The organism is Streptomyces caelestis, from assembly GCF_001279005.1.
In the GTDB taxonomy this organism is placed as follows: Bacteria; Actinomycetota; Actinomycetes; order Streptomycetales; family Streptomycetaceae; genus Streptomyces; species Streptomyces heliomycini.
Genome location: NZ_LGCN01000252.1, coordinates 1 through 20,313, shown reverse-complemented (window position 1 = coordinate 20,313; position 20,313 = coordinate 1). Strand labels below are relative to the sequence as shown.

Annotated in this window: 16 protein-coding genes; 8 read left to right on the top strand and 8 right to left on the bottom strand. The window is 72.6% G+C overall.

What is annotated here, in order from left to right; all coding sequences use genetic code 11:
* Window positions 1-140: 140 nt before the first annotated feature.
* From ADK41_RS35165 to ADK41_RS35145, 5 genes are read right to left on the bottom strand one after another with little or no spacing between them, the layout of a single operon-like run.
* Window positions 141-1,451 (bottom strand): DUF58 domain-containing protein, encoded by a 1,311-nt coding sequence (locus ADK41_RS35165; RefSeq protein WP_030836641.1) that lies wholly within the window; start codon window positions 1,449-1,451, stop codon window positions 141-143.
* Window positions 1,451-2,440: an AAA family ATPase gene (locus ADK41_RS35160; protein ID WP_106979619.1), complete on the bottom strand. Its 990-nt coding sequence runs from the start codon at window positions 2,438-2,440 to the stop codon at window positions 1,451-1,453. Before ADK41_RS35160 ends, ADK41_RS35165 begins: the two co-directional genes overlap by 1 nt.
* A complete protein-coding gene (locus tag ADK41_RS35155; RefSeq protein WP_030836634.1) occupies window positions 2,440-3,642 on the bottom strand; it encodes a DUF4350 domain-containing protein in 1,203 nt (400 codons plus the stop codon). The genes ADK41_RS35160 and ADK41_RS35155 overlap by 1 nt, the downstream gene beginning before the upstream one ends.
* Complete coding sequence (locus ADK41_RS35150; RefSeq protein ID WP_030836631.1) at window positions 3,639-4,397, bottom strand: DUF4129 domain-containing protein; 759 nt, start codon at window positions 4,395-4,397, stop codon at window positions 3,639-3,641. Before ADK41_RS35150 ends, ADK41_RS35155 begins: the two co-directional genes overlap by 4 nt.
* A gap of 4 nt (window positions 4,398-4,401) precedes the next feature.
* Entirely contained in the window at window positions 4,402-5,763 is a 1,362-nt protein-coding gene (locus ADK41_RS35145) for a DUF7544 domain-containing protein (protein ID WP_030836628.1), read from the bottom strand.
* Between the two features lie 140 nt (window positions 5,764-5,903).
* Here ADK41_RS35145 and mtnA point away from each other — a divergent pair, with 140 nt between their 5' ends.
* From mtnA to ADK41_RS35110, 7 genes are all read left to right on the top strand, one after another.
* Window positions 5,904-7,052, top strand: a complete 1,149-nt coding sequence (gene mtnA / locus ADK41_RS35140) for an S-methyl-5-thioribose-1-phosphate isomerase (RefSeq protein WP_030836625.1) — start codon at window positions 5,904-5,906, stop codon at window positions 7,050-7,052.
* A gap of 4 nt (window positions 7,053-7,056) precedes the next feature.
* The gene (gene mtrA / locus ADK41_RS35135) at window positions 7,057-7,746 is read left to right on the top strand and encodes a two-component system response regulator MtrA (RefSeq protein WP_004930665.1); all 690 of its coding nucleotides are present in this window, start codon (window positions 7,057-7,059) and stop codon (window positions 7,744-7,746) included.
* A 1-nt stretch (window position 7,747) separates the two neighbouring features.
* Window positions 7,748-9,925, top strand: coding sequence for an MtrAB system histidine kinase MtrB (gene mtrB, locus ADK41_RS35130; RefSeq protein ID WP_030836622.1), 2,178 nt, complete (start codon window positions 7,748-7,750; stop codon window positions 9,923-9,925).
* A complete protein-coding gene (locus ADK41_RS35125; RefSeq protein WP_030836619.1) occupies window positions 9,885-11,726 on the top strand; it encodes an LpqB family beta-propeller domain-containing protein in 1,842 nt (613 codons plus the stop codon). The genes mtrB and ADK41_RS35125 overlap by 41 nt, the downstream gene beginning before the upstream one ends.
* A gap of 67 nt (window positions 11,727-11,793) precedes the next feature.
* Complete coding sequence (locus ADK41_RS35120) at window positions 11,794-12,687, top strand: ComF family protein (protein WP_030836615.1); 894 nt, start codon at window positions 11,794-11,796, stop codon at window positions 12,685-12,687.
* A 311-nt stretch (window positions 12,688-12,998) separates the two neighbouring features.
* Window positions 12,999-13,691: a ribosome hibernation-promoting factor, HPF/YfiA family gene (hpf, locus tag ADK41_RS35115; protein ID WP_030836612.1), complete on the top strand. Its 693-nt coding sequence runs from the start codon at window positions 12,999-13,001 to the stop codon at window positions 13,689-13,691.
* Between the two features lie 202 nt (window positions 13,692-13,893).
* On the top strand, window positions 13,894-14,640 hold the full coding sequence (locus ADK41_RS35110) for a response regulator (protein ID WP_030836609.1): 747 nt from the start codon (window positions 13,894-13,896) through the stop codon (window positions 14,638-14,640).
* Between the two features lie 12 nt (window positions 14,641-14,652).
* Here ADK41_RS35110 and ADK41_RS35105 read toward each other — a convergent pair whose 3' ends face one another.
* Together ADK41_RS35105 and ADK41_RS35100 are read right to left on the bottom strand one after the other, a co-directional pair.
* The gene (locus tag ADK41_RS35105; RefSeq protein ID WP_030836605.1) at window positions 14,653-15,840 is read right to left on the bottom strand and encodes a winged helix-turn-helix domain-containing protein; all 1,188 of its coding nucleotides are present in this window, start codon (window positions 15,838-15,840) and stop codon (window positions 14,653-14,655) included.
* A 48-nt stretch (window positions 15,841-15,888) separates the two neighbouring features.
* Window positions 15,889-16,458 (bottom strand): GNAT family N-acetyltransferase, encoded by a 570-nt coding sequence (locus ADK41_RS35100; protein ID WP_030836602.1) that lies wholly within the window; start codon window positions 16,456-16,458, stop codon window positions 15,889-15,891.
* A gap of 280 nt (window positions 16,459-16,738) precedes the next feature.
* On the opposite strand from ADK41_RS35100, the gene secA reads away from it, so the two are divergent.
* The gene (gene secA / locus ADK41_RS35095) at window positions 16,739-19,585 is read left to right on the top strand and encodes a preprotein translocase subunit SecA (protein WP_030836599.1); all 2,847 of its coding nucleotides are present in this window, start codon (window positions 16,739-16,741) and stop codon (window positions 19,583-19,585) included.
* 66 nt (window positions 19,586-19,651) lie between these two features.
* Here secA and ADK41_RS43700 read toward each other — a convergent pair.
* A partial coding sequence (locus ADK41_RS43700; protein WP_245174646.1) for an Rv3235 family protein occupies window positions 19,652-20,313 on the bottom strand: 662 nt, incomplete at its 5' end.

The window sequence follows — 20,313 nt, the reverse complement described above, 5'->3', positions numbered from 1 at the left end:
TGGTACTGCAGGGGGGACCCTGTGGGAGAGTAGGACGCCGCCGAACAATTAGTGTAGAAAACCCCGCACCGTATGGTGCGGGGTTTTCTGCGTTTCAGGGGCGGCGGCTTTCGGGATTTCAGCCCGCCGCCCCCCGCGAGTTACAGACGTCCAGCCGCCTTCAAAGCCAGATACGCGTCCGCGAGTGCCGGCGCCAGTTCCTCCGGGGGCGCGTCCACGACCGTGACGCCATGGCGGCGGAGTTGTTCCGCGGTGCGGTCGCGTTCCGTGCGGGCCTGGGCCGCCGCCGCTGCCTCGTACACCGCGTCGGTGTTTCCGCGCGCCTGGGCCATCCTGGCGATGTGCGGGTCCGCCACCGAGGCGAGGAGAACCGTGTGGCGCTGGGTCAGCTGGGGGAGGACGGGCAACAGGCCCTCCTCGACGGGGGCGGCGTCGAGCGTCGTGAGCAGGACGATCAGCGACCGGCGGGGCGCCCTGCGGAGTGCCGTCGCCGTCAGACCGCGGGCGTCGGTTTCGACGAGCTCGGGTTCGAGCGTGGCCATGGCGTTGACGAGGGACGGAAGGACGTCGCCCGCCGTACGGCCCTGGACGAGGGCGCGCAGGCGGCGGTCGTAGGCCAGGAGGTCGACCCGGTCGCCGGCGCGTGAGGCGAGGGCCCCGAGGAGCAGCGCCGCGTCCATGGAGGCGTCCAGGCGGGGAGCGTCGCCGACACGGCCCGCGGAAGTGCGGCCGGTGTCGAGGACCAGCAGGATATGGCGGTCGCGCTCGGGACGCCAGGTGCGTACCGCGACCGCGGACTGGCGGGCGGTGGCCCGCCAGTCGATGGAGCGGGTGTCGTCGCCGGGGACGTACTCCCGCAGGCTGTCGAACTCCGTTCCCTCGCCCCGGGTCAGCACGCTGGTGCGGCCGTCCAGTTCGCGCAGCCGGGCCAGTTTGGACGGCAGGTGCTTGCGGCTGGTGAAGGGCGGGAGGACGCGTACCGTCCACGGAATCTTGTGGGCGCCCTGGCGGGCGAAGAGACCGAGGGGGCCGTAGGAGCGGATGGTGACGCGGTCGGCGTGGCGGTCGCCGCGGCGGGTGGGGCGCAGACGGGTCGTGAGGCGCCGGCGTTCACGCGGGGGGATCGTCAGGCGGTGGCGGGAGGCCGCCACCTCCGTGCCGGGCTGCCAGCTGCTGGGGGGCCAGGCGTCGCGGATGCGGGCGCGCAGCGGCCGGTTGGACGGGTTGGTGATCGTCAGAGTGACGTCGGCGGTGTCGCCCAGGCGTACCGAGGTGTCGCCGGAGCGGGTCAGGCCGAGACCGCGTACGGGGGCGGCCAGGGCGAAGTCGCAGGCGCAGGCCACCGCCAGGGGGGCGTTGACGGCGAGGATGCCGGTCCAGCCGGGTTCCCAGATGCCGACGGGGAGGGAGCCGAGGGCCGCGAGCAGGGCGGCGCGTCCGGTGAGTGCCATCAGCGGGGAACGGGGACGTGGGCGAGGATCGCGTTGATGACCGAGTCGGCCGTGACGCCTTCCATCTCGGCCTCCGGGCGGAGCTGGACGCGATGGCGGAGCGTGGGCAGGGCGAGGGCCTTCACGTCGTCGGGGATGACGTAGTCGCGGCCGGTTAGCCAGGCCCACGCGCGGGCGGTGGCCAGGAGCGCGGTGGCGCCTCGCGGGGAGACGCCGAGGGTGAGGGACGGCGACTCGCGGGTGGCGCGGCAGATGTCCACGACGTAGGCGGTGATCTCGGGGGAGATCGTGGTCTCGGCGACCGCGCGGCGGGCGGCCTCCAGGTCGGCGGCGTTCGCGACGGGACGCACGCCGGCGGCGCGCAGGTCGCGCGGGTCGAAGCCCTCGGCGTGGCGGGTGAGGACGTCGATCTCGTCCTGGCGGGAGGGCAGGGGGATGGTCAGCTTGAGGAGGAAACGGTCCAGCTGGGCCTCGGGGAGGGGGTAGGTGCCCTCGTACTCGACCGGGTTCTGGGTCGCGGCGACCAGGAAGGGGTCGGGCAGCGGGCGGGGGGTGCCGTCGACGGTGACCTGGCGTTCCTCCATGGCCTCCAGGAGGGAGGACTGGGTCTTCGGGGGCGTGCGGTTGATCTCGTCCGCGAGGAGGAGGTTGGTGAAGACCGGGCCGGGCTGGAAGGAGAACTCGGCGGTGCGGGCGTCGTAGACCAGGGAGCCGGTGACGTCGCTCGGCATCAGGTCGGGGGTGAACTGGACGCGCTTGGTGTCGAGCTCCAGGGTGGCCGCGAGGGCGCGGACGAGGAGGGTCTTGGCGACGCCGGGGACGCCCTCCAGGAGGACGTGGCCGCGGCAGAGCAGGGCGACGACGAGGCCGGTCACCGCGGGGTCCTGGCCGACCACGGCCTTGGCGATCTCGGCGCGCAGGGCTTCCAGGGAGGCCCGGGCGGCGGCCGGGTCCCCGGTGTGCGCGGCGTTGTCAGTGGTCGGGTCCATCATGGACGGCGTACCTCTCTTTCGAGGGCGTCGAGGTGGTCGGCGAGCTGGATGAGTGCTGCGTCGTCGCCCGGGGGCGGGCCGAAGAGGAGGGTGTGCGGGGACTGTCCGTCGCCCTGGAGGTGGGCGGACAGCGCGGGGAGCAGGGCCTCGGGCGCGTGCGCCTGGGACACGGGGACGCCCACGAGGGGGGCGAGGCGCGTGCGGGTGGCGGAGCGAAGAGCGCCGGCCGCGCGGTCGCGGGCGTTCGCCTTGCGGTAGAGGCGGGCGCGGCCTTCGGCGGTTTCGGAGGCGCGGATCGCCACGGGGAGTTTCTCGGGCACCAGGGGGCCGAGTCGGCGTGCCCGCCACAGGGCGGCCAGGGCCGCCGCGACGAAGAGTTGCAGGGTGCCCCACAGCCAGCCGGAGGGGAGCAGGTCGAAGAAGCCTCGCTCGCCCTCCTCGGAGGCGGCGGAGGCGTCGGCGAGCGAGGGGAGGTACCAGACCAGATGGGGGCGGGAGCCGAGGAGCTGGAGGGCGAGCGAGGCGTTGCCGTGCTCGTCGAGGCGGTCGTTGAGGAGGATGTCGGGGGCGCCGAGGAGGACGGTGTCGCCGTCGCTGTCTCCTCCGGAGGGGTCCGGGATGCGCAGCAGGGTGGCGAGGCGCTCGCTGGGGTAGCACTCGTCGGCGGTGAGGTGGGTGGTATAGCGGATGCCGCCCAGGTCGGCGGTGCCCGCGCGGCGGGCGGCGGGCAGGTCGCAGCCGGGGGAGAGGGTGGAGTCGAGGCTGGTGGCCGGGTCGGCGGTGACGCCGGGGACGAGCCGTTCCACGGAGGCGCTGCCGGCGGAGACCAGGACGGTGCGGCCGCCGGAGCCGGTGACGGCGGAGTGCAGACGGGACTGCTGGGGCCCGGTCAGGAGGTCGGGGACGGCGACCAGGAGGGTCGTGTCGGGGCCGGCCGCGGCGGTGGCCTGGTCGAGGGTGGTGACCACGCGCGTGTCCACACCGCGGTCGGCGAGGAGTTCGGCGACGGCGCGGCTGCCGTAGGGGTCGGCGGAGCGCGGGTCGAGTTCGCCGTGCCGGGTGTCGGAGCGGACCACGGCGATGGCGACGGCCGCCGCGATCAGCAGCACCAGTGCCAGGGCGATGCCTCGCGCGCGGGACCACACCTGGCGGGCGGTGGGCGAGGCCGAGGTGGGCGGGGGTGTGACCTCGGTCGTCATCCGGCGGCTCCCTGGCGGGCGTCGGCCTTCGTCCTGGGGGTGTCGCTGTCGTCGGCCGCGAGGCGTGGTGTGGCGCGTTCCAGGTCGCGGTCGAGTTCGGCGAGCTGCCGGTACGACTGCTCCGTGGCGGCCCGGCCGCCGTATGTGACGTCGTCGAAGGCGCGGGCGGCGGTGTGCAGCCGGGCGGTGTGGGCGGGCAGGGCGCGGCCGGCCTCCGCGGCGGCCTCGTCGGCGGTGCGGCCGGGACGGAGGTCGAGCAGGGCGCGTTCCTCCAGGGCGCGCACGACGGCCCGCATGCGTTCCTGGACGGCCTGGCTCCAGTGGCCCTGGGCGGCGTGCGCCTCGGCGGCCGAGCGGTGTTCGGCGGCGCTGCGGGGACGGTCGTCGAACAGGGCGGGGGCCGAGGTCGGCCGGCGGCGCGGGGTGCCCAGGCGCCACCACAGGGCGCCCAGGACGGCGATCACGGCCGCGACGATGACGAGCAGGCCGAGTGTGCCGCCGGGGGCGGCGGTGGAGGCGGCGCCGAACAGCTTGCCGACCCATTCCCAGAAGGCGTCGAGGGCCTGCTGGAACCAGCTGGGGTCGTTCTCGTGGTACACGCCCTTGGACAGTTCGCGCCGTGCCGCCTCCCGCGCGGGGTCGCGCGGGAGGGTGACGGGCGGCTCGTCGTCGCCGCGCAGCAGCAGGCGTACGGCCGTGTCGGCGGCTGCGGGCAGCGCCTGTACGGATGTGAGAACTCCCCCCGTGGCGGTCACGCCATCAGCTCCCCGGGGTGGCGCCGGGGCCGTGGCCCTGGACGCCGGCGACGCGGGCCAGTTCGAGGTCGAGGGCCTCGCGGCGGATGCGCTGGTCGACGTAGAGGAGCACGGTGACGCCGGCCGTGATCGGGAACGTGATCATGGCGCCGATGACCGAGCCGATGCCGCTGACGATGAGGAACGTCCAGCCCATGTCGCCGCCGGCGCTGTTGAGGAAGCCGGAGACGCCGTCGCCGCCGACGGCCGCGGCGAGGAAGGTGAAGGGGATGACGATGATCGACGCGACGACGTTCGCGATGATCGTCGCGAGCAGCTGGATGCCGAAGACGCGCCACCAGGAGCCGCGGACCAGTTTGGCGGAGCGGCTCATCGCCTTCAGGATGCCCTGCTTCTCCAGCATCAGGGTGGGCGAGGCCAGCGACAGGCGGACCATGAGCCACACGGTGACGACGACGGCGCCGATCAGGCCCAGGACGGTGAGGGCGACGCCCGCTCCGCCGCCCGCGGTGAGGGCGACGAGGAATCCGGGCAGCGCGCCGACGGCCATGATGCCGACGGTGATCAGCAGCAGCAGACAGATCAGGCCGAACAGCTTGACGACCTGGGGGCGGGCGTCGCGCCAGGCCTCGCCGGTGGTGACCGACCTGCCGAGCACCGCGCGGCTGGTGACGGTCGTGAGCAGGGCGGTGGCGGCGACGGTGCCGACCAGGGTGACCAGGAAGACCACGCCGGAGTTGAGCAGCGAGTCGCCCATGGCGTCGGTCAGTTCGTCGAGGGTGGCGCTGGGGTCGTTGAGCACCGCGGTGCTGGAGGAGTCCAGGGCGAGGCCCTGGAGCAGCACGACGACGATCTCGGTGAGGACGGCGACGGCCAGCGAGATGCCGAGGACCGTGCGCCAGTAGGTGCGCATGGTGGAGACGGCGCCGTCGAGGATCTCGCCCACGCCGAGCGGGCGGAGCGGGATGACGCCGGGCTTGGCCGCGGGCGGGGGGCCTCCCCAGCCGCCGCCCCAGTTGCCTCCCCAGCCGCCGTGTCCGCCGTGCCCTCCGTGCCCGCCGCCGTAACCGCCGGGGCCGCCGGGCGGCGGGGCGCCCCAGCCCGGGCCGGGCGGCGGGGGCGGGGGAGTCCGGCCGGGGCCCGCGGGGCCGGGCGGGCCGGTGGGTGCGGACCACTGGCCGGGCGGCGGCTGTTCCTTCGACCACTTCACGCCCGGGTCCTGGGGGGCCTGGCCCGGCTGCTGGGGCTGGTCTGCGGGGTGCTGGGGGCCTGGACGGCCGGCGGGCTCGGCAGGGCCGGACGCGCCCGGTCCCTGCCCCTCGGACGGGGCGGATCCGGGCGAGGCCCAGCCCGGAGTGTCGTTCATCGTCGCTCCTTCACGGCGCCCGTCCGCGGTCGCGGCGGCGGCTTGGCAGCCATCGTGCCATGGGGTGGTCGTCGACCGACCTGCCGAGGTGAGGGCTGCGTACCTTCAATTGTCCGCGCGACAGGGGGCAGACTGGCTGCATGGCTGATCAGTACGCGCACAGCGGCGACAACAACCGGCCGACCGAGATCCCCGCGCTGCGCTGGGAAGAGCCCCCCGAAGGCCCCGTCCTGACCCTGCTCGACCAGACGAGGCTGCCGGCCGAGGAGGTCGAACTCGTCTGTACGGATGCGCCGGCGCTGGTGGAGGCGATCCGCTCGCTCGCCGTGCGCGGCGCCCCTCTGCTGGGCATCGCGGGAGCCTACGGTGTCGCGCTCGCCGCCGTACGGGGCTACGACGTGGACGACGCGGCGGCGGCGCTGGAGAGCGCCCGGCCCACCGCGGTGAACCTCGCCGTCGGCGTACGCCGGGCGCACTCCGCCCACCAGGCCGTCCTCGCCCGCGGCGGGGACACCCGGCAGGCGGCCGGGGCCGCGCTGGCCGCGGCACGGCAGCTGCACCGTGAGGACGCCGAGGCCAGTGCCCGGATGGCCGGGCACGGGCTGGCGCTCCTCGACGAACTGCTGCCCGGCGGCGGGCACCGGATCCTCACGCACTGCAACACCGGTTCGCTGGTGTCGGGCGGCGAGGGGACGGCGTTCGCGGTGGCGCTGGCGGCGCACCGGGTGGGGCGGCTCAGGCGTCTGTGGGTGGACGAAACGCGTCCGTTGCTGCAAGGTGCTCGCCTGACGGCATACGAGGCGGCACGCACCGGCATGGCGTACACCCTGCTCACCGACAACGCGGCGGGATCGCTGTTCGCGGCGGGCGAGGTGGACGCGGTGCTCGTCGGCGCGGACCGCATCGCGGCCGACGGCTCGGTGGCGAACAAGGTGGGGAGCTATCCGCTCGCGGTGCTCGCGCGGTACCACCATGTGCCGTTCATCGTGGTGGCACCGGTGACGACGGTGGATCTCCGGACGCCGGACGGGGCGTCCATCGAGGTGGAGCAGCGTCCCGGGCATGAGGTGACGGAGGTCACGGCACCGCAGGCGCCGGTGGCCGGAACGGAAGCAGGAGGGGGGATCCCGGTGGCGCCCCTGGGGACCCAGGCGTACAACCCGGCGTTCGACGTGACACCGCCGGAGCTGGTGACGGCGATCGTCACCGAAGAAGGTGTCGTTTCGCCCGTGACGACCGAGGCCCTGGCCACGCTGTGTGCCAGGTCACGCCAGGTCACGATGAGCTAATGGGATGATGTCGTTTATGAAGGGACGAGTCCTTGTCGTCGACGACGACAGCGCACTGGCCGAGATGCTCGGCATCGTGTTGCGCGGTGAAGGTTTTGAGCCGTCTTTCGTAGCCGACGGCGACAAGGCGCTGGCCGCTTTCCGTGAGGCCAAGCCCGATCTGGTACTCCTGGACCTGATGCTGCCCGGCCGGGACGGCATCGAGGTGTGCCGCCTGATCAGGGCGGAGTCCGGGGTGCCGATCGTGATGCTGACGGCGAAGAGCGACACCGTCGATGTCGTGGTGGGCCTGGAGTCCGGGGCCGACGACTACATCGTCAAGCCGTTCAAGCCGAAGGAGCTGGTGGCCCGTATCCGGGCGCGGCTGCGCAGGTCGGAGGAGCCGGCGCCGGAGCAGCTCGCCATCGGCGACCTGGTGATCGACGTGGCCGGGCACTCCGTGAAGCGGGACGGGCAGTCGATCGCGCTGACGCCGCTGGAGTTCGACCTGCTGGTCGCGCTCGCCCGCAAGCCGTGGCAGGTGTTCACGCGTGAGGTGCTGCTGGAGCAGGTCTGGGGCTACCGCCACGCGGCGGACACCCGGCTGGTGAACGTGCACGTGCAGCGGCTGCGCTCCAAGGTCGAGAAGGACCCGGAGAAGCCGGAGATCGTGGTGACCGTCCGTGGGGTCGGCTACAAGGCAGGACCGAGCTGACATGTCCGGGGACAGTGCCGCTTCGGCGTCCGGCCGGTCCGGAGGGCGTCCGGGGCGGCCTGTCGGCCGGAAGACCCGGGGCTCCCGCTGGGGGCGCCTGCTCGACGGCGGGCTGCTGCAGGGCGGGGTCCAGGGCAGCCCGGTGATCCGGCTGTTCGTGCGCTGGGTGCGCCGGCCGCTGCTGCCCGTCATGCGGCTGTGGCGGCGCAACATCCAGCTCAAGGTCGTCGTCACCACGCTGCTGATGTCGCTGGGCGTGGTCCTGCTGCTGGGCTTCGTCGTCATCGGCCAGGTGCGCAACGGTCTGCTGGACGCCAAGGTGAAGGCGTCGCAGAGCCAGGCCACCGGCGGGTTCGCGGTGGCCAAACAGCAGGCCGAGGAGGCCGTGAGCGTCACGGGCGACGACGGCGCCGCGGCGGACGGCCGTCCCTCGCAGAGCGTCATCCAGTGGATGAGCGATCTCGTGGAATCGCTTTCCAGCGGCGGACAGGGCGCCTTCGACGTGGTGACGCTGCCCGCGGGCGACGAGAGCGGCAGCGGGCGCGGACCGCGCGCCTCCGGTCAGGTCAATCCGACGGCGAGTGTGCCGGCTGCGCTGCGGGAGAGGATCGACGCCAGCGGGTCGGCGGCCCAGAGCTACACGCGCATCGTCTACGACACCAAGAAGGACTCCCAGCCCGGCCTGGTCATCGGCAAGCAGGTCAACGACCCCAACAGGGACCCGTACCAGCTGTACTACCTCTTCCCGCTCACCCAGGAGGAGAAGTCGCTGAGCCTGGTCAAGGGCACCCTGGCGACCGCCGGGCTGTTCGTCGTCGTCCTCCTCGGGGCGATCGCCTGGCTCGTGGTGCGCCAGGTCGTCACGCCGGTGCGGATGGCGGCCGGGATCGCCGAGCGGCTGTCCGCGGGGCGGCTGCAGGAACGGATGAAGGTCACCGGCGAGGACGACATCGCGCGGCTCGGCGAGGCCTTCAACAAGATGGCGCAGAACCTCCAGCTGAAGATCAACCAGCTCGAGGACCTGTCGCGGATGCAGCGCCGGTTCGTGTCGGACGTGTCGCACGAGCTGCGCACGCCGCTGACGACGGTGCGGATGGCCGCGGACGTCATCCACGAGGCGCGGGAGGACTTCGACCCGGTGACCGCGCGGTCGGCGGAGCTGCTCGCCGACCAGCTGGACCGGTTCGAGTCGCTGCTCGCGGACCTGCTGGAGATCAGCCGTTTCGACGCGGGCGCGGCGGCGCTGGAGGCGGAGCCGATAGACCTGCGCGAGGTCGTGCGGCGGGTGGTCAGCGGGGCGGAGCCGCTCGCCGAGCGCAAGGGCACGAGGATCAGGGTCGTCGGCGACCAGCAGCCCGTCGTCGCCGAGGCCGACGCGCGGCGCGTGGAGCGCGTGCTGCGGAACCTGGTCGTCAACGCGGTGGAGCACGGCGAGGGCAAGGACGTCGTCGTCAAGCTCGCCGCGGCCGGCGGGGCGGTCGCGGTGGCGGTGCGCGACTACGGCGTCGGGCTCAAGCCCGGTGAGGCGACCCGGGTCTTCAGCCGCTTCTGGCGGGCCGACCCGGCACGCGCGCGTACCACCGGCGGTACGGGGCTGGGGCTGTCCATCGCCCTGGAGGACGCGCGGCTGCACGGCGGCTGGCTCCAGGCGTGGGGCGAGCCGGGCGGCGGCTCGCAGTTCCGGCTGACGCTGCCCAGGACCGCGGACGAGCCGCTGAGGGGGTCGCCGATACCGCTGGAGCCCAAGGACTCGCGGCGCGACCGGGGGCCGGACGACGCCGGCCTGCCGCGCGGTGGCGGGGACGGCGAGAAGCGCGCGACGGTGTCGGCGCGGCAGGCGGGCGCCGACGGTGCGACGCGGGATCCGTTCGCGCTGAGGCCGGCGACCGTCACCCCGACGGCCGACCCCACCGCGCTGCCCGGCAACGGGGCACGCGTGGTGGCCCGGCCCGCCCCGCCGGCACGAACGGGCGGTACGCGGACGGCGTCCGGGACGCAGAGCGGGAACGCGGACGACGCCGACGGGGTGCCGGAGGCCGTCGACGGTGCGGGGCCGGGGGCGGACGACGACCGTGACCGGGGTCCGGAGCGCGGGGCCGGGGCGGCCGGTGGCGAGGGCGGTCGGAGCGGGACGCGGGATGCGGACACGGACGGGGAGGCTTCACGTGGGCGGCGGTGAGCGCGGCCGGGGGGCGCCGGTGCGGACGGTGGCGTACGCGGCCAGTGGGATCGTTCTGCTGGCCGGGTGCGCCTCGATGCCCGACAACGGGGATCTGCGGGGCGTCGAGTCGACGCCGCGGCAGGACGCACAGGTGCGGGTGTTCGCCATGCCGCCCAGCGAGGACGCCACCCCCACGCAGATCGTGCAGGGCTTCCTGGAGGCGCTGACCAGTGACGACCCCGACTACAAGACCGCGCGCCAGTACCTGACCCGTGAGGCGGCGAGGACCTGGAGGCCGGAGCTGTCCACCACCGTGCTGTCGGACGGGCCGGGCGCCCAGGCCGACCGTCCGGACCGGCAGGACACGGGCTCCCTGTCCTACACGCTGACCGGGACCAAGGTCGCCACGGTGGACGCGCAGCAGTCGTACACGCCGGCCTCCGGTTCCTACGACGAGCTGGTGCATCTCACGAGGGACGCCAAGAGCGAGCAGTGGCGCATCGACGCGGTGCCGCAGGGCGTCGTCATGGGCAAGTCGGACTTCCAGCGCAACTACATGTCCGTCAACAAGTACTACTTCGCCGCGGACGACGCGGGATCGCCGCCGATGACGGTCGCCGACCCCGTCTATGTGCGCAGTCACGTGGACCCCACGACCCAGATGGTGCGCTCCCTCATCGAAGGGCCCACGGCCTGGCTGGACCCCGCCGTCAGGACCGGCTTCCCCGAGGGGACGGCGTTGCGGAAGGGCGCCAGCCCGCTGACCCCGGACGACCGGGGCAGGCTGACCGTGCCGCTCAACGACAAGGCGGCCGAGATCGGCACCGGCCGGTGCGAGGAGATGGCGGCCCAGCTGCTGTTCACGCTGCGCACGCTCAGCCCCGCGGTGGACGAGGTCGAGCTGCGGGCCGGCGGCGGGCAGCTGTGCTCGCTCGCCCAGGAGGGCGCCGAGACCGTGGCCACCCGGGGCGCGCTGGGCCGGCCCGACTACCTGTACTTCGTCGACGGCGAGGGCCGGCTCGTGCGGATCACCGCGGGAAGCGGCGACACCGAGCCCGCGCCGGTGCCCGGGGCGCTGGGCGAGGGCGAGAAGGCGCTGCGGTCGGTGGCGGTCGCCCGGGACGAGCGGACCGCGGCCGGGGTCGCCATCGACGGCAAGTCGCTGTTCGTCGCCTCGCTGGCGTCGGGGAGTTCCTCCGAGGAGCCCGTGCTGCGCAGCACGGGCGAGACCGAGGAGGACAGGCTGACCACGCCCAGCTGGGACGCGCAGGGCGGGCTGTGGGTGGCCGACAGCGACCCCACCGACCCGCGGCTGTACCTCCTGGAGGACGGCGAGGGGGAGCCGGTCCAGGTACGGACACCGGGGCTGGACGGCCGTGTGCGGGCGGTCCGGGTGGCCGCCGACGGGGTGCGGATCGCGCTCGTCGTGGAGAAGGACGGCCGGAGTTCTCTGGTGATCGGGCGGATCGACCGGAACGGCGGGACGGGCGAGCGGCCGACGGTCACCGTGCTGGACCCGCGCTCCGCGACTCCGGAGCTGGAGCAGGTCACGGCCATGTCCTGGGCCGGGGACAGCCGGCTCGTGGTGGTCGGTCGCGAGCAGGGAGGCGTGGAGCAGATGAAGTACGTCGAGGTCGACGGCTCCACGCCGGACGTGCCGGCGCCCGCCGCCCTGACCGGCGTCGAGGCCGTCACCGCCTCCGAGGACGAGCAGGCGCCGCTGACCGCCTACTCGGTGGACGGGATCGTACGGCTGCCCTCGGGGGCGCAGTGGCAGAAGGTGACGGAGGAGGGGACCGCGCCGGTCTATCCGGGGTGAGCCGGGCCCGTCCCCCGAGTTATCCACAGGGATGGCCGGGCACGGCGGGCGTTGGCACAGTGGTCCCATGCGGGACTGGTGGCGGGACCTCACCGACCTGGTGCTCCCGGCCGAGTGCGGTGGCTGCGGCAGACCTCGTACGGTGCTCTGCGCCCGGTGCCGCGCGGCGCTGGGCGGCACCGGGCCGTGCCGGGTGCGGCCGGCGCCCGAGCCGGCCGGGCTGCCGCCGGTGCACGCGGCGGCCCGGTACGCGGACGAGGTGCGCGCCACGTTGCTGGCCCACAAGGAACGGGGTGCCCTGGCCCTCTCCGGACCGCTCGGCGAGGCGCTGTCGGGAGCGGTGCGGGCGGGACTGGCAACGGTCCGCGCGCCGGGCGCGGGCGGCGGCTCGGTGCTGCTCGTCCCCGTCCCCTCCGCGCGGCGGGCGGTGCGGGCGCGGGGGCATGATCCCGTCCGGCGGATCGCGTACGCGGCGGCGGGTGAGCTGCGGCGGGCGGGGGTACCCGCACACGTGCTTCCCGCGCTGCGGCAGCGACGGGACGTGGCCGACCAGTCGGAACTCGACGCCCGGCAGCGGCTGGCCAATCTCGCGGGCGCGCTGACCGTGGCCCCGGGCTGCGGCCGGCTGCTCTCGGCGGGCCGGGTCGTCCTGGTCGACGACCTGATGACGACCGGGGCGTCGCTGGCCGAGGCGGCGCGTGCCGTACGGGCCCGGTCGTGGGCCGACTCGCCGGTCCGGGGCGCCGGATCGAGTATTTCGGGGCCCGCGTCCGTGTACGGGGGAGAGACGCGGGAAAGGAGAGGAGAACAGCGGAACGGACCAGCTCAACAGTGGGCGGGTCGGCGGTCCGGACGGCCGCCGGTCACGGCGGGCGCGGACAGTGCCGACGGCGTCGTCGACGGGATGTGCGCGGCCGTCGTCGCGGCGTCTCCGGACGCTTTCGAAATAAGCCGGAACTGACTGAGAACGTGCATCGTTGAAGGCAATGACAAGGTCAATTCAGCAGAATGGAGGGAAAGCGCGGTAGAGGGTGACGACATCCGTCCGGGCGAGATATGTTCGGTTGTGAGGGAAAGCCGCAGGCCACACCTCTCGAATCCGATTACCGTGCTGCGGGTTTTTCGTTTTCACCCGTGCCGGTGGAGTGGAGATCTCGTCCGTGGGGGAGGAGGTGGACGTCACCGAGTCCGAGGTTCCGGGCGTCACCGGAATCTGGTGCAAAAGGGAGACGCTCCGCAGCGAGGCGGAGTGATCCGGGAACGGAGTTCTGCGTGGACATCGTCGTCAAGGGCCGCAAGACCGAGGTGCCCGAGCGGTTCCGGAAGCACGTGGCCGAGAAGCTGAACCTGGAGAAGATCCAGAAGCTCGACGGCAAGGTGATCAGCCTCGACGTCGAGGTGTCCAAGGAGCCCAACCCCCGACAGGCCGACCGCTGCGACCGGGTGGAGATCACGCTCCGCTCCCGCGGTCCGGTGATCCGGGCGGAGGCGGCGGCGAGCGACCCGTACGCGGCGCTCGACATGGCGGCGGAGAAGCTGGACGCACGGCTGCGCAAGCAGCACGACAAGCGTTTCTCACGACGTGGTGCGCGCAGGATCCCGGCCGCCGAGGTCCCCGACCACGTCCCGGGCGCGGCGACGCTCAACGGGGCCGGCGCGATGTCCGCGGCGGAGGAAGAAGGAGCCGTCCCCACCAAGAAGATCGGCTCCCTGGAGGTCCAGGGGGACGGCCCCCTGGTCGTCCGTGAGAAGACCCACGTGGCAGCGCCCATGACCCTCGACCAGGCTCTCTACGAGATGGAGCTGGTCGGGCACGACTTCTATCTGTTCATCGACTCCGAGACCAAGGAACCCAGCGTCGTCTACCGGCGGCACGCCTACGACTACGGCGTGATCCACCTCAGTACGGACACGATGGTCACCCAGACACAGTCCCCCGAGGCGGGCGGGACGCTCGGCGGCTGACCCGCCGCGTGACGGCCGATCCGGTGCCCCTGGTGCGCGTGTGCGCCCCCAGGGGCACCGGTGTGCGACCACTCGGCGCGCACACCGGCACCCCGGTGTCGGCGAGGCATGGAATCATGGTCGCAGCGGCCCAACCGGTGGGCCGTTGCCTTGGGTTGGCGATGGTCAGGACCACAGGCCACAGCCTTCAGGGGGAGGAACGATGGCGGACAGCTTCGGACCGATGCGTGACGAGGGCGCCGACGACGGCGTCGTCGGCATGGGCCCGGACGCGGACACACCACGCAAGGAGCCGATCAGGGTCCTTGTGGTGGACGACCACGCGCTGTTCCGCCGCGGACTGGAGATCGTCCTCAAGGCCGAGGAGGACATCCAGGTCATCGGCGAGGCGGGGGACGGCGCCGAGGCGGTGGAGAAGGCGGCCGACCTGCTGCCCGACATCATCCTGATGGACGTGCGGATGCCCAAGCGGGGCGGGATCGAGGCGTGCACCTCCATCAAGGAGGTCGCTCCCAGCGCGAAGATCATCATGCTGACGATCAGCGACGAGGAAGCCGACCTCTACGACGCCATCAAAGCGGGCGCGACCGGTTATCTCCTCAAGGAGATCTCCACGGACGAGGTGGCCACCGCCATTCGCGCGGTGGCCGACGGACAGTCGCAGATCAGCCCGTCCATGGCGTCGAAACTGCTCACCGAGTTCAAGTCGATGATCCAGCGCACCGACGAGCGCCGGCTGGTGCCCGCGCCCCGGCTGACGGACCGTGAACTCGAGGTCCTCAAGCTGGTGGCCACGGGAATGAACAACCGCGACATCGCCAAGGAACTGTTCATCTCCGAGAACACCGTGAAGAACCACGTGCGCAACATCCTGGAGAAGCTCCAGCTGCACTCCAGGATGGAGGCGGTGGTCTACGCGATGCGGGAGAAGATCCTCGAGATCCGGTGACGGCGCCCCGCGTCAGGCGAGGGCCCGGGCGAGTTCCAGGGTGAGGGCCTCGCGCAGCTCCGGTGCGTCGACCCGCTCCACGCGCACGTCCGTGCAGTCCACCCAGCCCGCGGCCTCCACCAGGGCCCGGGCCACGGCGGGGACCGCCTTGCGGCCCTCCAGCGTGACCTGCTTGGCCACCAGCGTGCGGCCCTCACGGGCCGGGTCGACCCGGCCGACGAGCCGGCCGCCCGCGAGGACGGGCATCGCGAAGTAGCCGTGCACCCGCTTGGGCTTGGGGACGTAGGCCTCCAGGCGGTGGGTGAAGCCGAAGATCCGCTCCGTGCGCGCCCGTTCCCAGACCAGGGAGTCGAACGGGGACAGCAGTGTCGTACGGTGCCGGCCGCGCGGCGGTGTCTCCAGTGCCGCCGGATCGGCCCAGGCCGGCTTGGACCAGCCCTCCACCGTGACCGGGACCAGGCCCGAGCCGTCGATCACCGCGTCGACCTGCTCCCCCTTGAGACGGTGGTAGTCGGCGATGTCCGCGCGCGTGCCCACGCCGAGGGACCGGCCGGCCAGGCGGACCAGACGGCGCAGGCACTCGGCGTCGTCCAGCTCGTCGTGCAGCAGCTGGGCGGGGATCGCCCGCTCGGCGAGGTCGTAGACCCGCTTCCAGCCGCGGCGTTCGACGCACACCACCTCGCCGTACATCAGGGCGCGCTCGACGGCGACCTTGGTGCCGGACCAGTCCCACCACTCGCTGGTGCGCTTGGCGCCGCCCAACTCCGTGGCCGTCAGGGGGCCCTCCGCGCGGAGCTGCTTGATCACCTGCTCGTAGGCGCCGTCGGGGAGGTCGTGGTGCCAGTGCGGGCGGGCGCGGTAGGCGCGGCGGCGGAAGGCGAAGTGGGGCCACTCCTCGACGGGGAGGATGCACGCGGCGTGCGACCAGTACTCGAACGCGTGCGGCGGCCGGTCCCCCTGCTTCCAGTACGCCTCCTCGACGGTCCGGCGCCCCACGGCGCCCAGACGGGCGTACGGGATGAGCTCGTGGGAGCGGGCGAGGACGGAGATGGTGTCGAGCTGCACCGCGCCCAGATGGCGGAGGACGCCCCGGACGCCCGAGCGGCGGTCCGGGGCGCCGAGGAAGCCCTGGGCCCGCAGGGCGATGCGGCGGGCCTCGTCTGCCGTCAGTTCCGTGGTCGGACGCGGAAGGGTCGTCATACGTCCGCACGATAGGGGGCGGCACTGACAACGGCGGAGGGCCCGGGGTCACCCCCGTGCGGGAACGTAGGGCGTCGTGGAGGGAAGTCCCAGGTCGGACGGGAGCAGGGAGCCCACCCAGCCGTCCCGCAGCACTCCCTTGTTGCTGAGCGAGGAACGCAGGACGCCCTCGACGGTGAAGCCCGCGCGCTCCGCCACCGCGCGGGAGGCGACGTTGCCCACCTCCGCGCGCCACTCCACGCGGTCGACCGACATCCGGGTGAAGGCCCAGCGGGAGGCGGCCAGGACGGCCTCGGTGATGTAGCCGTTGCCGCGGTGCTCCCTCGCGCCCCAGAAGCCGATCTCGGCCGTCCCGAGGGAGCGCATGGTGAGGCTGAGCATGCCCGTGAGCTCCCCGGTGGGCAGGAAGACGCCGAAGGTGAACATCGAACCGTCCGCCCACCCGTCGGGGGCGATCTGCTCCGTGAAACCCCGCGCGTGCTCCGGGAGGTACGGGGAGGGGATCGTGGTCCAGCGCTGGATGTCCGGGTCCTGGCAGATCGCGTACACGGCGTCGGTCTCCTGCGGGCCGACCGTGCGCAGCAGGAGGCGGTCGGTGGTGAGCGTGACGGGTTCCATCGGCCGATTCTGCTCACGCGGGGGTGAACGGCGCCATCCCCATCGCGGTGCGTGAGCCGGTGATCACCCTTCGCGCAATTCGCCGGTCCGGGGCGGCACCATCCGGGGGGCCCGGACGTTGTCCTTTCGAGGCAGCCGTGAAACGGATGGGAAGCAGCCGACGGTCGCCCCCGCGGCGGGCCTCCCGGCGTGGCGGGGTCCTCGCATACGATGGCCGTTGCCCAGTCAGTGAAATGGAAACCGACCGTCCCAGGCCCGACCGGCAAGGAGACCAACCCCCGTGTCCGTCCTCTCGAAGATCATGCGTGCAGGCGAAGGCAAGATCCTGCGCAAGCTGCACCGCATCGCGGACCAGGTCAACTCCATCGAAGAGGACTTCGAAGGCCTCTCCGACGCCGAGCTGCGGGCCCTCACCGATGAGTACAAGCAGCGGTACGCCGACGGTGAGAGCCTGGACGACCTGCTCCCCGAGGCCTTCGCCACCGTCCGTGAGGCCGCCAGGCGCGTCCTGGGCCAGCGGCACTACGACGTCCAGATCATGGGCGGCGCCGCCCTGCACATGGGGTACGTGGCCGAGATGAAGACCGGTGAGGGCAAGACCCTCGTCGGCACCCTGCCCGCGTACCTGAACGCCCTGTCCGGTGAGGGCGTCCACATCATCACGGTCAACGACTACCTGGCCGAGCGCGACTCCGAGATGATGGGCCGCGTCCACCGCTTCCTCGGTCTGAGCGTCGGCTGCATCCTCGCCAACATGACGCCGGCCCAGCGCCGCGAGCAGTACGCCTGCGACATCACCTACGGCACGAACAACGAGTTCGGCTTCGACTACCTGCGCGACAACATGGCGTGGTCCAAGGACGAGCTCGTCCAGCGCGGGCACAACTTCGCCATCGTCGACGAGGTCGACTCCATCCTCATCGACGAGGCCCGTACGCCGCTGATCATCTCCGGCCCGGCCGACCAGGCCACCAAGTGGTACGGCGACTTCGCCAAGCTGGTCAAGCGCCTCAAGCGCGGCGAGCCCGGCAACCCGCTCAAGGGCATCGAGGAGACCGGCGACTACGAGGTCGACGAGAAGAAGCGCACGGTCGCCATCCACGAGTCCGGTGTCGCCAAGGTCGAGGACTGGCTGGGCATCGACAACCTGTACGAGTCGGTGAACACCCCGCTCGTGGGCTACCTGAACAACGCCATCAAGGCCAAGGAGCTCTTCAAGAAGGACAAGGACTACGTCATCATCGATGACGAAGTCATGATCGTGGACGAGCACACCGGCCGTATCCTCGCCGGCCGCCGTTACAACGAGGGCATGCACCAGGCCATCGAGGCCAAGGAAGCGGTGCCGATCAAGGACGAGAACCAGACCCTCGCCACGATCACGCTGCAGAACTTCTTCCGCCTCTACAAGCGCCGCGACCACGACGGCAAGGAAGTCCCCGGCCTGTCCGGCATGACCGGTACGGCGATGACCGAGGCCGCCGAGTTCCACCAGATCTACAAGCTCGGCGTGGTGCCCATCCCGACCAACCGGCCGATGGTGCGCAAGGACCAGTCCGACCTGATCTACCGCACCGAGGTCGCCAAGTTCGAGGCGGTCGTCGACGACATCGAGGAGAAGCACCGCAAGGGCCAGCCGATCCTCGTCGGCACGACGTCGGTGGAGAAGTCGGAGTACCTCTCGCAGCAGCTCAGCAAGCGCGGCATCCAGCACGAGGTGCTGAACGCCAAGCAGCACGATCGGGAGGCGTCGATCGTCGCCCAGGCCGGCCGCAAGGGCAGCGTCACCGTGGCCACCAACATGGCCGGCCGTGGTACGGACATCAAGCTCGGCGGCAACCCCGAGGACCTCGCCGAGGCGGAGCTGCGCCAGCGCGGCCTCGACCCCGAGGAGCACATCGAGGAGTGGGCGCACGCCCTGCCCGAGGCGCTCGAGCGCGCCGAGGAGGCGGTCAAGGCCGAGAAGGAGGAGGTCGAGAAGATCGGCGGCCTCTACGTCCTGGGCACCGAGCGGCACGAGTCGCGGCGCATCGACAACCAGCTGCGCGGTCGTTCCGGCCGTCAGGGCGACCCCGGCGAGTCCCGCTTCTACCTCTCGCTCGGTGACGACCTGATGCGGCTGTTCAAGGCCCAGATGGTGGAGCGCGTGATGTCCATGGCGAACGTGCCGGACGACGTGCCGATCGAGAACAAGATGGTCACGCGCGCGATCGCGTCCGCCCAGTCGCAGGTGGAGACGCAGAACTTCGAGACGCGCAAGAACGTCCTGAAGTACGACGAGGTCCTCAACCGGCAGCGTGAGGTCATCTACGGCGAGCGGCGCCGTGTCCTGGAGGGCGAGGACCTGCAGGAGCAGATCCAGCACTTCATGGACGACACCATCGACGCCTACGTCCAGGCGGAGACCGCCGAGGGCTTCCCCGAGGACTGGGACCTGGACCGGCTGTGGGGCGCGTTCAAGCAGCTGTACCCGGTGAGCGTCACCGTCGAGGAGATCGAGGAGGAGGCCGGCGACCGGGCCGGGCTGACGGCCGAGTTCATCTCCGAGTCCATCAAGGACGACATCCGCGCCCAGTACGAGGCCCGTGAGACGCAGCTCGGTTCCGAGATCATGCGCGAGCTGGAGCGCCGGGTCGTGCTGTCGGTCCTGGACCGCAAGTGGCGCGAGCACCTCTACGAGATGGACTACCTCCAGGAGGGCATCGGCCTGCGCGCGATGGCGCAGAAGGACCCGCTGGTCGAGTACCAGCGCGAGGGCTTCGACATGTTCCAGGCCATGATGGACGGCATCAAGGAGGAGTCCGTCGGCTACCTGTTCAACCTGGAGGTCCAGGTCGAGCAGCAGGTCGAGGAGGTCCCGGTCGAGGAGGTCAAGCCGGTGGCCGACCTGGAGAAGCAGGACGCGGTGCCCGCGCAGGCGGGACCGCGCCCCGAGATCCGGGCCAAGGGGCTCGACGCCCCGCAGCGGCGGAACCTGCACTTCTCCGCGCCGACGGTGGACGGCGAGGGCGGCACCATCGAGGGTGACTTCGCCACCGACGACGAGCCGGTGCGCTCCGAGGCGGACGGCCTCACCCGCGCGGAGCGCCGCAAGCAGGCGCGGGGCGGGCGTCGCCGCAAGAAGTGAGCGGTGATGAGCAGGCCGAGGGCCGGGCACCCCAGGGTGCCCGGCCCTCGGCCTTCGCGCGTGCGCTCAGCGGGGGTCCGGGCGGTGCGCCCGCGGACCGCCCAGTTCCACGGCGGTGCAGCGCCAGCGCAGGTCCCGGCCCTGTTCCAGCCGGAAGGCCATGGCGCGCAGCCTGTCCCCGGCCCCGATCCGGGCGAACACCTCGAGGGCGCCCTCGCGGGGCTCGAACCAGCCGATGTCGCGCACGACGGGACGGGCGCCCCGGGTGCGCAGCGGCCCGCGCTCGGCGAGCCGCACCAACTCGTCGTAGGCCCGCCCGGCGGTGTGCCGCAGCATCGCGTGCACGGGACGCTGCCCGCTGAGGACGGCGAGCAGCAACTCGGCGAAGTGGTCGGTGGGCCCGGGCCGGAGGACGACGGGACGGCGGGGAGGCCGGCCGGTGACCCGCGGGCGGGCGCCGGCCGGCGGACGGTTGTCGGCCGGCCGGGTCGGGAGGACCGCGGCGGCCGGCCGGCGCCCGCCGGGAGAGGGGGCGGAGAGGGCCCTGCCGGTGGGGACCCGGGGTGGGGCGGTGCCCGTGGGGGACGGGCGGCCCTGGTCGGGGGAAGGGCGGAACGTGGTGCTTCCCGCGGCTGTGCCGGGCGCGGTGGCGGCCGGGCGGCCCTGGGCGGGGTGAGCGGTGGGTGCGGGTCCTCCCGGGACCGTGCGGGGCGCGGTGGTGCCGGTGG

What these genes read in the sequence shown, in the direction of transcription:
- ADK41_RS35165 (WP_030836641.1), bottom strand. Translation starts at nt 1,451, where the DNA reads ATGGCACTCACCGGACGCGCCGCCCTGCTCGCGGCCCTCGGCTCCCTC.
- ADK41_RS35160 (WP_106979619.1), bottom strand. Translation starts at nt 2,440, where the DNA reads ATGGACCCGACCACTGACAACGCCGCGCACACCGGGGACCCGGCCGCC.
- ADK41_RS35155 (WP_030836634.1), bottom strand. Translation starts at nt 3,642, where the DNA reads ATGACGACCGAGGTCACACCCCCGCCCACCTCGGCCTCGCCCACCGCC.
- ADK41_RS35145 (WP_030836628.1), bottom strand. Translation starts at nt 5,763, where the DNA reads ATGAACGACACTCCGGGCTGGGCCTCGCCCGGATCCGCCCCGTCCGAG.
- mtnA (WP_030836625.1), top strand. Translation starts at nt 5,904, where the DNA reads ATGGCTGATCAGTACGCGCACAGCGGCGACAACAACCGGCCGACCGAG.
- mtrA (WP_004930665.1), top strand. Translation starts at nt 7,057, where the DNA reads ATGATGTCGTTTATGAAGGGACGAGTCCTTGTCGTCGACGACGACAGC.
- mtrB (WP_030836622.1), top strand. Translation starts at nt 7,748, where the DNA reads ATGTCCGGGGACAGTGCCGCTTCGGCGTCCGGCCGGTCCGGAGGGCGT.
- ADK41_RS35125 (WP_030836619.1), top strand. Translation starts at nt 9,885, where the DNA reads ATGCGGACACGGACGGGGAGGCTTCACGTGGGCGGCGGTGAGCGCGGC.
- ADK41_RS35120 (WP_030836615.1), top strand. Translation starts at nt 11,794, where the DNA reads ATGCGGGACTGGTGGCGGGACCTCACCGACCTGGTGCTCCCGGCCGAG.
- ADK41_RS35110 (WP_030836609.1), top strand. Translation starts at nt 13,894, where the DNA reads ATGGCGGACAGCTTCGGACCGATGCGTGACGAGGGCGCCGACGACGGC.
- ADK41_RS35105 (WP_030836605.1), bottom strand. Translation starts at nt 15,840, where the DNA reads ATGACGACCCTTCCGCGTCCGACCACGGAACTGACGGCAGACGAGGCC.
- ADK41_RS35100 (WP_030836602.1), bottom strand. Translation starts at nt 16,458, where the DNA reads ATGGAACCCGTCACGCTCACCACCGACCGCCTCCTGCTGCGCACGGTC.